14 protein-coding genes are annotated in these 13550 nt (G+C 57.1%); 4 read left to right on the top strand and 10 right to left on the bottom strand.

Annotation, left to right across the window (positions count from 1 at the left end):
* Positions 1–90: 90 nt before the first annotated feature.
* Together TX72_RS05595 and glpX are read right to left on the bottom strand one after the other, a co-directional pair.
* Entirely contained in the window at positions 91–1389 is a 1299-nt protein-coding gene (locus TX72_RS05595; protein ID WP_011127982.1) for a glutamyl-tRNA reductase, read from the bottom strand.
* 31 nt (positions 1390–1420) lie between these two features.
* Positions 1421–2425, bottom strand: a complete 1005-nt coding sequence (gene glpX, locus TX72_RS05590; protein ID WP_011127981.1) for a class II fructose-bisphosphatase — start codon at positions 2423–2425, stop codon at positions 1421–1423.
* A 152-nt stretch (positions 2426–2577) separates the two neighbouring features.
* On the opposite strand from glpX, the gene rpe reads away from it, so the two are divergent.
* Positions 2578–3261: a ribulose-phosphate 3-epimerase gene (gene rpe, locus TX72_RS05585; protein ID WP_042503405.1), complete on the top strand. Its 684-nt coding sequence runs from the start codon at positions 2578–2580 to the stop codon at positions 3259–3261.
* 218 nt (positions 3262–3479) lie between these two features.
* Here the strand turns inward: rpe and ccsB are convergent, their stop codons facing one another.
* The 6 genes from ccsB to typA are packed head-to-tail and all read right to left on the bottom strand — an operon-like array spanning position 3480 to position 8937.
* On the bottom strand, positions 3480–4397 hold the full coding sequence (gene ccsB, locus TX72_RS05580) for a c-type cytochrome biogenesis protein CcsB (protein WP_011127979.1): 918 nt from the start codon (positions 4395–4397) through the stop codon (positions 3480–3482).
* 39 nt (positions 4398–4436) lie between these two features.
* Positions 4437–5594 carry an LptF/LptG family permease gene (locus TX72_RS05575; RefSeq protein WP_011127978.1) on the bottom strand — a complete coding sequence of 386 codons (1158 nt, stop codon included), beginning with the start codon at positions 5592–5594 and terminating at the stop codon, positions 4437–4439.
* Positions 5591–6319, bottom strand: coding sequence for an LPS export ABC transporter ATP-binding protein (gene lptB / locus TX72_RS05570; protein WP_011127977.1), 729 nt, complete (start codon positions 6317–6319; stop codon positions 5591–5593). Before lptB ends, TX72_RS05575 begins: the two co-directional genes overlap by 4 nt.
* On the bottom strand, positions 6316–6726 hold the full coding sequence (locus tag TX72_RS05565) for a hypothetical protein (protein WP_042503402.1): 411 nt from the start codon (positions 6724–6726) through the stop codon (positions 6316–6318). The genes lptB and TX72_RS05565 overlap by 4 nt, the downstream gene beginning before the upstream one ends.
* A 52-nt stretch (positions 6727–6778) precedes the next feature.
* Positions 6779–7135, bottom strand: a complete 357-nt coding sequence (locus tag TX72_RS05560; RefSeq protein WP_011127975.1) for a DUF309 domain-containing protein — start codon at positions 7133–7135, stop codon at positions 6779–6781.
* Entirely contained in the window at positions 7135–8937 is a 1803-nt protein-coding gene (gene typA / locus TX72_RS05555) for a translational GTPase TypA (protein ID WP_011127974.1), read from the bottom strand. Before typA ends, TX72_RS05560 begins: the two co-directional genes overlap by 1 nt.
* Positions 8938–9103: 166 nt before the next feature.
* On the opposite strand from typA, the gene TX72_RS05550 reads away from it, so the two are divergent.
* Both TX72_RS05550 and TX72_RS05545 read left to right on the top strand, forming a co-directional pair.
* A complete protein-coding gene (locus tag TX72_RS05550) occupies positions 9104–11002 on the top strand; it encodes a recombinase family protein (RefSeq protein WP_011127973.1) in 1899 nt (632 codons plus the stop codon).
* A gap of 84 nt (positions 11003–11086) precedes the next feature.
* Positions 11087–11542, top strand: coding sequence for a hypothetical protein (locus TX72_RS05545; protein ID WP_158305726.1), 456 nt, complete (start codon positions 11087–11089; stop codon positions 11540–11542).
* Positions 11543–11639: 97 nt separating this feature from the next.
* On the opposite strand, the gene TX72_RS05540 is transcribed toward TX72_RS05545, so the two are convergent.
* The gene (locus tag TX72_RS05540; protein ID WP_042503399.1) at positions 11640–11828 is read right to left on the bottom strand and encodes a hypothetical protein; all 189 of its coding nucleotides are present in this window, start codon (positions 11826–11828) and stop codon (positions 11640–11642) included.
* A gap of 215 nt (positions 11829–12043) precedes the next feature.
* Between TX72_RS05540 and TX72_RS05535 the strand changes: the two genes are divergently transcribed.
* A complete protein-coding gene (locus TX72_RS05535) occupies positions 12044–12322 on the top strand; it encodes a DUF3303 domain-containing protein (RefSeq protein WP_042504281.1) in 279 nt (92 codons plus the stop codon).
* Positions 12323–12531: 209 nt separating this feature from the next.
* Here the strand turns inward: TX72_RS05535 and TX72_RS13160 are convergent, their stop codons facing one another.
* Positions 12532–13089 carry a phytanoyl-CoA dioxygenase family protein gene (locus TX72_RS13160; RefSeq protein ID WP_011127969.1) on the bottom strand — a complete coding sequence of 186 codons (558 nt, stop codon included), beginning with the start codon at positions 13087–13089 and terminating at the stop codon, positions 12532–12534.
* Positions 13090–13550 lie beyond the last annotated feature (461 nt).

Genomic DNA, 13550 nt, shown 5'->3' with positions numbered 1-13550 from the left:
GAACTTACCGGAGTTTCACCTGGTTCGAACGTCCCCCCCTGCAGATCCGACGAGATTGGTGCGAATCAAGACGGGACTGGCTGCTGAAACTCAGTCATCCCCCAGTGAAAACAACCGCTCAACCGTGCGCAGGGCCTGCTGACGCTCCTGTCTGCCTTGAGGTGCACGCAGCGAGGTGACCGGGGTATGCAGGATTTTGTTGATGATGCCCTTGCTGAGGGCTTCGACCACCTTGCGCTCCCGCGCGGAGAAGTCCGGTCCCATCCTGCTGAGAGCCTTCTGCAGTTCCTCAACGCGGATGGTCTCCATCGACGAGCGCAGGCGGTTGATGGTGGGAACGGCTTCGAGGCTGTCCCACCATTCCAGAAACTGCTGAGCCTCCTGCTGCAGGAGCTGCTCGGCTTCGCGGGCCATGGCCTGACGAGCCTCCTGGTTGCGGGCCACAACCTCCTGAAGATCATCCACATCGTGGGATTCCACGCCGTCCACAGCGGCAGCATCGGCAGCAATGTTGCGCGGCACACCGATGTCGATCAGACGCAGTTTGCTGCGTCGATTAAGAGGTTCAAGCCTCGCTGCATCGATGATCGGATCGTCTGCAGCCGTGCTGGTGAACACCAGAGAACAAGTGCTCAGACACTGGTCGAGGTCTGTGAGGGGGCGACACTGCACGGGTAGGTCTGGGAAGTCCGCCGCCAGCAACTCAGCACGTTGAACAGTGCGGTTGAGCAACACCACCCCGGAGGCTCCTTTCGCTTGCAGATGCTGAAGCAGAAGGCGGCTCATGCGCCCGGCTCCTACGACGGCGATCTGCTCGCTCTCCAGCGTGACCAGCTGATCGAGACCACGGGACTGGCCCAGTTTCAATTGCGCCAACTCCACAGCAGCCGAACTGATCGAGACCGCACCGGTGCCGAGGTTGGTTTCGCTACGCACCCGTTTACCGGTGCTGACGGCCTGAGTCAGCAGGCGATTGAGGATCGGACCCAGGGACTTGTGCTCCTGGCCCAGGCGCATCATCTTCTTCACCTGGGAGAGGATCTGGCCTTCGCCCAGAACAAGGCTGTCGAGACCAGCGGCAACCCGCATCAGGTGATCGACCGCGTCCTCGTGGTGATAGTTGAACAGATGGGGGGTCAGTTCCCCGGTGGCAAGCCCGGAATGGCCGCTCAAAAATTCGCTGACGGCCGAAACACCGAGATCGGGATGACGAACAAGGGTATAGATCTCAAGGCGATTGCAGGTGCTGAGGATCGAAGCCTCCAACACCTGCTCATGACCTCGAAGCGATTGAAGAGAGGTCTCCATGGTCTGCTCAGGGATGCTGAGCCGTTCCCGGATCTCCACCGGTGCCGTGCGATGACTGAGGCCGACGACGGCAATGTGCATGGAGACTCTCCTTTCAACCGAAACGTGACGATCAGCTCAGAGCGATGCTCTGGGCGCCGTCCTTGATGTGCACGGTGTTGGTGAAGCGGCAGGTGTTGTCCAGGTTGCTGATCACCAGGCTGCTGGTTCGTGTGCAATCGCGTTCGAACTTAACCCCGTGGAACAGCAGGCCATCGGTGATACCGCTGCCAGCGAAACAAACGTGCTCACCACAGGCCAGCTCCTCGGCCTCATAAACCTTGTCGGGGTCGGTGATGCCCATTTCTGCCAGGCGAGCCAGGTTGCCCTCCTTGGTCATGTCAGCCCACTCAGAGGTCTGTGCCACCGCAGGGTCGTACACCAGCTGGCCCTGGAAGTGGCCGCCGAGAGCGCGCATGGCAGCAGCGGAGATCACACCTTCAGGAGCAGCGCCGATGCCCATCAGGCAGTGGGTGCCGGTGCCGGCGAAGCCGCAGGCGATCGCAGCTTGAACGTCACCGTCGGAGATCGGCTGGATGCGGGCGCCGGTGGCGCGGATCTCAGCGATCAAATCCTTGTGACGGGCACGATCCATCACAACGATGGTGAGTTCATCAACAGCAAGGCCGAGACACTCGCTGAGAATTTTGATGTTCTCGGTGGCGGACTTGCGGATGTCCACCTTGCCCTTGGCAGCCGGGGGTGCGGCCAGCTTCTTCATGTAGAAGTCGGGGGCGTTGAACAGGCCACCGCGGTCGGAAGCGGCCAGAACAGCCATGGAACCGCGCTGATTGAAGGCGCAGAGGTTGGTGCCTTCGCAAGGGTCGACGGCGAAGTCAACGCCCGGTCCGGTGCCGCTGCCCACTTCCTCACCGATGTAAAGCATCGGGGCTTCGTCACGCTCGCCTTCACCGATCACGATGCGGCCCTGCATCTGGATCTGGCCCATGCGCTTGCGCATGGCTTCCACAGCAGCGGCGTCGGCTTCGTTCTTGAGGCCTTTGCCGGAGAGCTTGGCGGAGGCGATGGCGGCTTGCTCAACGACCTCGAGAATTTCCTGAATCAGGGTCTGGTCCACGGGACTCCGGATGGTGGGGTGAAGGGGCTGGCGACTCCATCAGGGTGAGCAATCTGCCCTTGCCGCAATGGATCTCGACGCCTGAGCGCGGCTCACTGTATCAGTGGTTGCCGAGGTCCCTAAAATCACCGCGCATTCCGCGCTACTTCTATATGAGCACCAAGCCCCTGGTGATCTCTCCGTCGATCCTGTCGGCTGATTTCTCCCGTCTCGGCGATGAAGTGAAAGCTGTGGATGAAGCCGGCGCGGACTGGATCCATGTGGACGTCATGGATGGACGCTTCGTCCCCAACATCACGATCGGACCCCTAATCGTTGAAGCCCTGCGTCCCGTGACCCAGAAGCCCCTCGACGTTCACCTGATGATCGTTGAGCCGGAAAAATACGTTCCCGACTTCGCCAAGGCCGGCGCCGACATCATCTCGGTTCAGGTGGAAGCTTGCCCCCACCTGCATCGCAACCTTGCCCAGATCAAAGATCTCGGGAAGTTGGCTGGTGCTGTGCTGAATCCCAGCACCCGCCTGGACACGCTGGAGTACTGCCTCGAGCTCTGTGATCTGGTGCTGATCATGAGCGTGAATCCCGGCTTCGGTGGTCAGAGCTTCATCGAGAACCAGGTTCAGAAGATCAGCGACCTGCGCCGCATGTGCGACGAGCGGGGCCTGGATCCCTGGATCGAAGTGGATGGTGGCGTCAAAGCCGGCAATGCCTGGAAGGTGATCGAAGCCGGCGCCAACGCCATCGTGTCGGGTTCAGGTGTGTTCAACCAGCCGGACTACGCCGAGGCCATCAAGGGCATTCGCAACAGCAGCAGCAAGGAAGCTGTCCTGGTCTGAGTCGGACCCAGTCCTGACCCCCTAGGAGCCCCGGCCTCAGCCGGGGCTTTTTTTATGGAGACCTCAAAGCAGAGCGAACAGAGCCACCAGCATCACCATCGCCAGCCCGATCAGCACTGCCGTCACCACAGGGCGCGCATCCACCGGGCGATAGGCCGGACCGCATCTCCGGCAGCCACGGCGCTTGGCAAAACCACAGCGCTGCTGTCAAATCTAATTCAGCCTAAAAACCAGCCGTAGCTGTGCAACCCGATGCCCAGAAGGTTCACACCGATGTAGCAAACCGCGATCACCACAAGGCCCACCACGGCCACCAGGGCCGGACGTCGCCCTTGCCAGCCCCGGCTGAGACGGGTGTGCAGATACGCCGCGTAAACCAACCAGCAGATCAGCGCCCAGGTCTCCTTCGGATCCCAGCTCCAGTAGCTCCCCCACGCTTCATTGGCCCAAACCGCACCACTGACGATGCCAACGGTAAGCATCAGAAAACCAACGGTGATTGTCCGGTAGCTCAGGCTGTCGAGCTGCTCCCCTGTGCTCAGGCGAATCGATTGCAACTGCAGCACGCCATCACTGCCGACGCGCATCGATTGCCGGAAACCACCACTGCCGATCGAGCTGCTGCGCAGCTCGAGGGCCTCACCCCTGTCGGTGAGCAGCACCGCTAATGACAGCAACGAGCCCACTAGCAAGGCTGCGTAGCTCACCATGATCACGCTCACATGCATCACCAGCCAGCTGGAACGGAGGGCTGGCACCAAGGGGGCGGCGCTTTGCAGCTGATCCGGCAAAGCAAAACTGGCGAAGGCGATGCAACCCAACCCCATCGGCGTTGCCGCTGCGGCAACGATCGGAGAAGGCCAGGAGCGTTCCACCAACAATTGAGTGAGGGTGCAGGCCCAGGCCAGAAAACAGAGGGATTCGTAGAGGTTGCTGATCGGAAAATGACCGGATTCCCACCAACGCAGCACCAGCTGTGATGTCAGCAACAGGTTGGCCAGCGCCACCAGCAGCTGAACGATGCCCGTTCGTGCCTGGGAGGAAACAGCCCAGAACGCCAGCGGCAGGGCCAGCAACAGCAGCAGAAAAGCCCCGAACCCGAGGCCGGTCACAAGATCAAACGGAAGGGACTGCACCGAAAAGTGTCCTGATGAGATCAATTCTGCCGGGAGAGCTCAGCGACTGGCCTGACGCAGCAACAACGTGCCCGCCCCCAGGGAAATCAACACCGGTAGCCATGCCGCCAGCAGCGCGGGCAGAACGCCCTTCACCCCGAGGGAACTGAAGCTGAAGCTGAGGGCGTAGTAACCGAGGATCAGCAGGATGCTGATGCCGAAGCCCTGGCTGCGACTGGTTCTCGAACCTGGCCGAGACCCGAGACTGCTGCCGATCAAACCGAACACCACGCAGGCCATCGGGAAGGTGAACTTCTCCTGGATGCGCACCTGCAGCTTGCGGGCCGCCTTGAGATTGCCGGCTTCCGCTTCAACGCGTTCCGCCTCGATCGCCTCGGCGATGGTCATGTTGTTGGCATCGTCGGGTAAGCGAGCCACCTTGAGCGGCCCGGAACTCAAGGGGTAGAGGTAACGATCGAAATCGACGCGGGTGGTGCTGCCGTTGAGGTTGAGCGTGAGGATCTGACCGTCTCGAAATTCCCACTTCGCCTCACCCTCATTCCAAAGAGCCCGCTCTGCCACAAGCATCTGGCGGAATCCTGCCCTTGAAAAATCCAGCACCGTCACATCCACCATCTCCCCCTTGTCGAAACGACGGGAATAAAACAACTGCTTGAGCCCTCGGCCGCTGCGCTCGGAACCCGGTTCCCTGACCCGGCCGAAGCGCGAATAAATGATGTCCTTGCCCTTCTCCGTTGCCAGGGCTCGACCCAGGGCCTTCTGGAGGGTCACCTCGGCCTGAGTATTGGCTTGGGGAACGATCACATCGTTGAACAACAGGGTCATGCCGGTCAGCAGAGCTGACAACACAAGAGCAGGCACCACCAGTCGCACAGTGCTGACCCCGACGCTGCGCAACGCCGTGAGTTCACTGTTTGCCGTCAGCTTGCTGTAAGCCAGCAGGGTGGCAAACAAGGTGGCCATCGGAAAGGACAGCACCAGGAACCGCGGCAGGCTCAGAAGCATCACCTGCAGTGCGGTCCAGGCCGGTAGACCGTCCTCCACCAGCCGGCGCACCAGCTCGAACATCACACCGATGGAGAGCCCCACCACCGTGAAAGCCGCCACCGCAAACAGCAACGGCGCCAGGATTTCGCCAACCAGCCAACGATCCAGCAAAGGAATTCGTCGGCACCAGCGATTCAGAGCGGCGATCACAGCTGGAAGGCCTCCCCGAGGTAGTAGCGACGCACCAGAGGGTCATCGGCCACGGTCTGGGATTGACCGCTGGCCAGAATCGCGCCGTCGTTGAGGATGTACGCGCGATCCGTGATCGCCAGGGTTTCCCGGACGTTGTGATCGGTCACCAGGATCCCCATCCCCCGAGAGCGCAGCGCCTGGATCAGGTCCTGGAGATCAGCCACCGCAAGGGGATCCACCCCTGCGAAGGGTTCATCCAGGAGCAGGTAGCGGGGGCCTTCCGCTCCAACAGCCAGGGCCCGGGCCACTTCACAGCGGCGTCGCTCACCACCTGAAAGCTGATAACCGCAACGGTCAACAAACGCCACGAGATGAAAGTCCTCGATCAACTGGTCGCGGCGATCACGACGGTGTTGCGGACTGAGATCCGTCTGGTCAAGAGCAATTTCGAGATTCTGGCGAACCGTCAACTGACGAAAGACACTGGGCTCCTGCGGCAGATAACCGAGTCCAAGCCGAGCCCGTTTCGGCATCGACAGGGTCGACACCACCTGACCATCCAGGCTGATCACTCCGGCATCAGGGCGCAGCAACCCGATCACCAGATTGAACGTGGTGGTCTTACCAGCACCGTTGGGCCCCAGCAGACCGACCACCTCACCGGCCGAAAGATCGAGGCTTACCCGGTTGACCAACTGCCGGCCGCCAAGGCTGATGGACACCGTGTCCAGCGAGAGGCTCATGGTTCGGTGCCAGGCGACGGATCCTTCAAGGTCCACTGGCTGTACACCTGCTCCCCTTCCACGGGGATGGCCACAGCTCGATCCTCCTGCAGCAGGTAGATCACCTGATCAGCCCGCAGGGCATGACCGTCGTTCTGGACCACATCCACATCGCCACGGAGCACGATTCGCTCCTCTTTGGTGAAGTACTGCGCCTGACGGCTTGTGGCCACCACGCCACGGTTGGCATGCACAATGCGAACGTTGCCGCTGGCGGTCACGACACCGGTGCTGTTGTCGGCGGACTGTTGGTCTGACTCGATGGTGATCAGGCCATCACCACGGCTGTCCTCTGCAGCAATCGGCTCAACAGCCGCTGTGGCCAGCAGGAGTGGAAGCAACAGCAGAGCTGATCGGAGTCGACGCATCGCGGTGTTGACCACGCGTTGAGACCAGGAATGGAGGGACACTACCGGGGCTTCAGGGACTGGGACTCAGCACCGGGACAGTGCAGGACTCGGGATCTCCGTCTTGCTGCAGCTGCACCAGCCGCCCTTGGACGCAGTGGCACAAGGCCGGAAGATCAAGGCCCAGGTCTGGGGTGCCAGGTCGTCGCAAGCGGCCGAGAGCTTCGCCGAAGAGGATCGTTGCCCCACGCTGGTTGTCCCGCTGCAGGTGGAGCTGAGCGACGGCCACCTGCAGAAGTCCCTGTAGGCAGCGTCGTTCCGGATCGGCGGTTTCGTGCCAGATCTCCTCCAACACGTCATGGGCGGCGTACCACTCCTGCGCGTTGAACAAGCGGATGGCCTCCTGGAAGCGGGGATCCGCTTCAACCATCAGCGCTTGGCCATCTTCTTGGCCGGCAGCTTGCGCAGTCGGATGGATTCAGGTGTCACCTCGAGCATCTCATCGGGACCGATGTACTCGAGAGCCCGCTCAAGCGTCATCTGCACCGGTGCCTGAAGGGTGTCGAGTTCCTCTGCACCGGCGGAACGCATGTTGGTGAGCTGCTTGGCCTTGCAGACGTTGATCTCAAGGTCCTGTGGGCGGTTGTTCTCACCGATGATCATGCCCTTGTACACCTTGGTGCCTGGCGAGATGAAGAACTGACCACGGTCCTCGGCGTTCTTAAGGGCATAGAAGGTGGCGGTGCCTTCCTCGAAGGCAATCAGGACCCCGTTCCGACGCGTGTCGAACTCGCCCAGCATCGGGCGGTATTCGAAGAAGGAATGGCTCATGATCCCTTCGCCGCGGGTGGTGCGAATGAACTCACCCCGGAAGCCGATCAGACCACGGGACGGAACGATGAATTCCAGCTGGGTCCGGCCGTCCTGGCCGGTCTCCATGTTCTGCATTTCGCCCTTGCGGGTGCCCAGTTTTTCGATGCAGCCACCGACGGCCTCCTCGGGCACGTCCATCACCAGCGTTTCCACCGGTTCGCAGGGAGTGCCGTCAATGGTGCGAAAGATCACTTGCGGCTGCGACACCTGGAACTCGTAGCCCTCGCGGCGCATGGTCTCGATCAGGATGCCCAGGTGCAGCTCGCCACGGCCACTGACGGCAAAGCGATCTGGTGAGTCGGTGTCTTCGACACGCAGGGCCACGTTGGTGAGCAGCTCCCGTTGGAGACGGTCGCGCACCTGGCGACTGGTCACGAACTTGCCCTCCTTACCGGCGAAGGGGGAGTCGTTGACCACAAAAGTCATCTGCAGGGTGGGCTCATCCACCTTGATCAGCGGCAGAGCGGTGGGCTCATCCGGGCAGGCAATGGTTTCACCGATGTTGACGTCGTCAAAACCAGCCACGGCCACCAGATCACCGGCACTGGCCTCATCGATCTCAACCCGCTGCAGGCCTTGGAATCCCAGCAGTTTGCTGATGCGGCCACGCTTGATGCTGCCGTCGTCCTTAATCAACGAAGCGCTCTGGCCCTGCTTGATCACACCGTTATGAACACGGCCGATGATGATGCGTCCAAGGAAATCGGAGTAATCGAGGGTGGTGATCTGAAGCTGCAACGGCTTCTCCACATCACCGACCGGGGGCGGAACGTGACGCAGGATTGCGTCAAACAGCGGTTGCATGTTGTCGCTGTCCGTCTTCATGTCTGGCTTGGCGAATCCGCCGAGACCGCTTCCGAACAGGTAAGGGAAATCGCACTGATCGTCATCGGCGCCGAGCTCGATGAACAGATCCAGCACCTTGTCCACAGCCGTCTCGGGATCCACCCGGGCACGGTCGATTTTGTTGACGAACACGATCGGGCGCAGACCCTGCTCCAATGCCTTCTTCAGCACGAATCGAGTCTGGGGCATCGGCCCCTCGTTGGCGTCGACAATCAGCAGACAGCCATCCACCATTCCGAGCACCCGCTCCACTTCACCGCCGAAATCGGCGTGACCAGGGGTGTCAACAATGTTGATGCGGGTGTCGTTGTAATCGACAGCCGTGTTTTTCGACAGAATGGTGATGCCGCGCTCACGCTCCAGATCGTTGGAGTCCATGACGCAGGTGGGCACCGCTTCGTTGTCGCGGAAGATGCCTGATTGCGCCAGCAGGGAATCAACCAGGGTCGTTTTGCCATGGTCAACGTGAGCGATGATCGCGATGTTGCGAATCGCCTTGTGCTGGGCGCTCATGCGGGTTGACCGTTTGAATTTGTGAAGAACGCCCAAAGGCGCAGGGCGAAAGGTTATCTCAACGTGAGATTTGACTGGTGCGTTCAGGACCCTTGACACGCAGGCTCCTGCATGGCACGTCAGCGCGTAAATAGGTAACTTCAGCCCGTAACTGGTCTTCTCAGCCATGACGGCCGCCAGTCAGCACAGTGGATCGACAGCACAGGACCGGACTAAAAAGTCGGTTGAAGAAGTGACACGTATTGGGTTCAGCTACGAACGGGTTTCAACGAAATCCCAAGTGGATGGAGTAGGACTGAAAAGACAGCACGACGCATTTGAGCCGTTTTGCCAGCGCCACGGCCTGATACCCAACGCCGATCCAATCCGAGATGAAGGGCTTTCGGCTTTTCACGGCACACACAAGAGCAAGGGTGCCTTGGGTGCGTTCATCCAGGCTCGGCGCGACGACCTAATCCCGGCAGGCTCGGTGCTGGTGGTGGAGGAATGGGACCGCTTCTCAAGGCGAACCACAAGCGTTAGCGAGCGGATGCTCCACGAGCTTTGGGACCTGGACCTTGCCCTTGGAATTGTCAGCCAGGACTCGATCGTCACAGAGGAGCTCTACAACGAAAATATAGGACTCTCAGTAATGCTGAAAGTCCTTCAAAATGAGTCCAACGCAGAGAGCAGCAAAAAATCCCGAAGAATCAAAAACGTTTGGCAAGAGCGACGTGACTCTTATCTGAATTCTGGAAAAAAGTTTCTGTCCTTGTCAGATGCACCAAAGTGGTTGGCAATAGGTGAGAACGACTTTGTCCCAGCTCCACTAGCGGAAACAATCCAGTTGATCTTTGAGTTGGCAGCCAAACAGGGACTGTCCAGCGTTCAGATCGCAGAAGAACTAAACCGTCGTGGACTATCTACTGCCACTGGTGGTACCTGGGGAAATGCAAACGTCTGCAAGGTCCTGAGAAACGACCAAGTGATGGGACATAAGTGCTGGGGAGACGGGATAATCAGCCAGGGCTATTACCCGGTAATTGTTGACGCTAAAACGGTTGAACTGGCAAGAGAGAACGTCAAGCGTCGTTACTCGGCTCCAGCTAGAGGTCGGACAACGAGAAAGAACGGAGAACTAGGGCCATGCCGCAATATCTTTAAAGGGCTGACTTACTGTTGCTGCGGTGCACCGATGGTGGATACCAGCAGCCATAGCGGAAAGTATTTAGACCTTGTCTGCAGCGCACAGAACGATGGCCGCGATTGCATTGTCAAAAGCAAACAACGATGGAAGGTAGACGAAGAGCTCTTGCTCAGGGCCTTCATGGACAGGCGATGGGAGCGGTTTTTTAAAAACCCAGGCACCGGGCCTCGTATCCGAGATCTTCAGGATCGGCTCTTAGAGCAAGAGCGACTTGCGGGTGAGCTGAGGACACAAGCAAAAGCCGCTGAGGACAATGCCAGCAAAGCCTTTACTCAAACGAATGCAGATAAGGACCTTCTGGTGTTCTATGGAGAACTGGCTATCAAGGCTAAGAAACAAGCCAACGCGGCCGAGGATAAAACAAAACAAACAAGAGCTGAACTTGAAGCTTTTCAAGCATTACCTGACGGCGCGGACATGAAGGAACAAATTCGGATCAAGTTAGAAGAATTTTTGTCATTGCCCAATCGTGCCGACCCAGAAGTAAGAAATAAGTTCAACCAGTGGGTGCAAACACTTGGAGCACGGATTATTTTCATGAACACGAATCCGGTTCGTGTCCGCATTACACTAAAAGATCTGCCAATCGATCACTGGTGGCGTGAGATTCGACCGGATGTAACTGACAAGCAGCTTTTGAACTCCATTGATGATGTTTACCTTTATCGCAGAGGAGACGATTGTGTGATTGACCAAACTATTCAGGACTTAGCGGAACTAAGAGCCACACCACAACAGATAACAGAGCAGCGAGAAAAACTTGAATCAAGCATCCCCGTTCCTAAACGAATCAAATCTCCAACATTCACAGCAGAGGAGGCAGGCCGGCTAAGCGCAGGAGCAAGAGCTGATGCAGTGGACTGGGCCAAAACGGCATAACGATGCCATCATTGCTGCAGCATTGTCAGCTTCATGATGAAGGGTGGTTGCTTAAAGATTTGTTTATGGGCTGGCGGCGGTTTAGTGGGACTCTTCGTTGCCCTTCTCATAGGCGCAACGCTCTGGGAGCAGGGTCTGAAGAGTGGTTGCAACAACGGCAAGTCCGATGACTGCGAGTCATTGCTCTCAAGTGACTACATCGTTAACGAGGACTTTGATCTCGGCCAAATCACGAACGAGGAGTTCAAGCCCAAGTTCGTTCAGCAGGTCGAAGCCGCCAAGAAAGCTGCAGCAGATACAGCTGAGGCCAACAAAAAAGCGGCCGAAGCCAGAAGAGCCCAGAACGAATTGGCTGATCTCGTAGTGAAAGCCATGACTCAATGTGAGGGATCACTCAAGGCAGCCATGAAGGACCCGGACAGCTTCCAGGTTCACAACCGTGACTTTGCAAGCCTCCAGATCGAGTACTCCGCCACAAACTCCTTTGGTGGTCGTATTCGCAACGTGATGGATTGCAAGACAGGGAAAAACTTGCGTTAGATGTCTACGCGAGAATGCTCCATTTCAGTCACGCAACCACCGCCAAAGCGTTCCCAGCACACCATCAGGGCATAAGTAGAACGAAATGGGCTAGAGCCTAGGCGTCCAGAAGCTCTAGCTCCACTTCGCGTCCTTTGAGCCGGTTGAGCATGTCGCGACTGTGATCGATGGGAGATCCGTAGTACTGGAAGTCCATCTGGAACTGCGGCAGGACGGAGCGTAGTCCACGGCGTTTCTGCCGAGCCAAATAACGATGAAAGCGGTTGAACGACCTTGATCGGCTCATGGCACCCACCTTCTTTTCTGATTCCGTTGTAATGCGTCTTCAGGGTTGAGAGCTGTATTAGAACAAACCATCGGGAAGCTTCAGCATTCCAAAAAGGTCGGCACAAACTCTGAGCACCCATCTGACAACAGAAGATGGACCGGGAACGTGTGTTAGTTAATACACAAGCATGTACTAGACTGCGCTAGTTTAATTATTAATTGTTAGAAATCAAAATGATGTTTCTAATGCACTGGTCTTTCAAGACCGGCTATCACGAAACCGCAGCTAAAAAGTTTATTTCGACTGGTGCGCCTTTCCCAGAGTGCAAGTCTTGGAAGCGTTTCCACGGACCTGGTTCACTTGAAGGATGGATTCTTGTTGAGGCTGATAACGCGGATGCTTGTTATGAACATGCTGCAGAGTGGGCGGAGATCATGGATTGGGAAGTGACACCTGTACTGACTGATGAGCAAGCAGGTCCCCTAGTCGCAAAGGCTTACGGCCTCGGGTGAAGCGAAATCGCTGAAATCAATGACAGAGTAAATTGTGTGAGGACTTAGCTTAAAAATGCGGGGAGGCAATCAATCAGGCCATCAAAGACCAGCCAAATTGTCAGCAAAATGTGATCAATTCATCTGAATGATTTTTATCTATAGCAGATGAACAGCGCGCTTTTCTGGCTAAAATTATTTTATAGTGAATATCTGATTCGTTAATTGTCTCAGTATGATACTGGGAAAGCAGGACCTCCGCCAGGAAGAAAGCGGAAGTCAAAACTAACACGAGTTGATGATGTCGTATTGATTTTTGATCCATGGCTGATATTTACCCCGTCAAAAAGAAGTATCTGGCCAAACTGCATCGTTATGGGCTGGTGATCTTCTGCACCTTCTTTTCCTTCAATCCAAAGAGAATTATTTCCCCACACATTAGTCAATGGTACCCATACATTAATCCTGCCCTGTTCAACCCCAAAATCCCGATCTCGATGAAAAACGGTGCTTCCTAGTCCGCTGTAATAAAAGCGAAACGAAGGCGGGCTCTGGTAATTAGTAATACCACCAATTTCATTGTCTATTACATCCAGTACAAACGACTTATAGATTTCCTGAATGGACGAGAATGACTTCGCCAGCTGATTGGCGGTTGGGCTGATATTGCAAGTCTTGACTTTATTCAAAGAATGAATTGCCTCCAGGTCATTGACTCCCAGCAACTCGCAAGCCCACTTCCTGAAGTTGTAGCGGGTTGAATCGTACTCTAAAATAGTTGACTTCATACAAAAAGCTTATGCTGTATCTGCCAGATTTACGCCTCGTGTATCCAGAAAATTGATAGAAGAGTTTTGAAGATGTATTGCGGATGGCAAAGTTTCCAAAGCGAATGAACTCTGCCATATAGCCACCGTTTGAAGGTGTCAGGGTCGTTGGCTCGCAGGGCTGCAAGGAACGGGTCGATGCGGGTGTCTTGAGGCGTTGGTCAGTCGTGATTGCCTGAAGTGTTCCCCGCTGCAGACCTAACGACTAACCCACAACCAAAGCCTCCCCAGCACGCCGTCAGGGCAGTCCCGCACCACCCACCGCTGCTGCATCTCCTCGCAGTGCTGTAAGTCAATCTCATCGGGTAGCGGCGCATAGCCCGACATCCAGACGTTGACCTGCCGATTCCTGACGCCTCGGTTATTCGGCAGTGACGTAAGCCAGTCGATGTAGTCGCGGTTCATCTGTTGCCTGTGTGTGA

Source organism: Parasynechococcus marenigrum WH 8102 (assembly GCF_000195975.1).
GTDB lineage: Bacteria > Cyanobacteriota > Cyanobacteriia > PCC-6307 > Cyanobiaceae > Parasynechococcus > Parasynechococcus marisnigri.
Note: the sequence above shows the minus strand (reverse complement) of the source record. Positions and strands in the feature narration are given on the sequence as shown.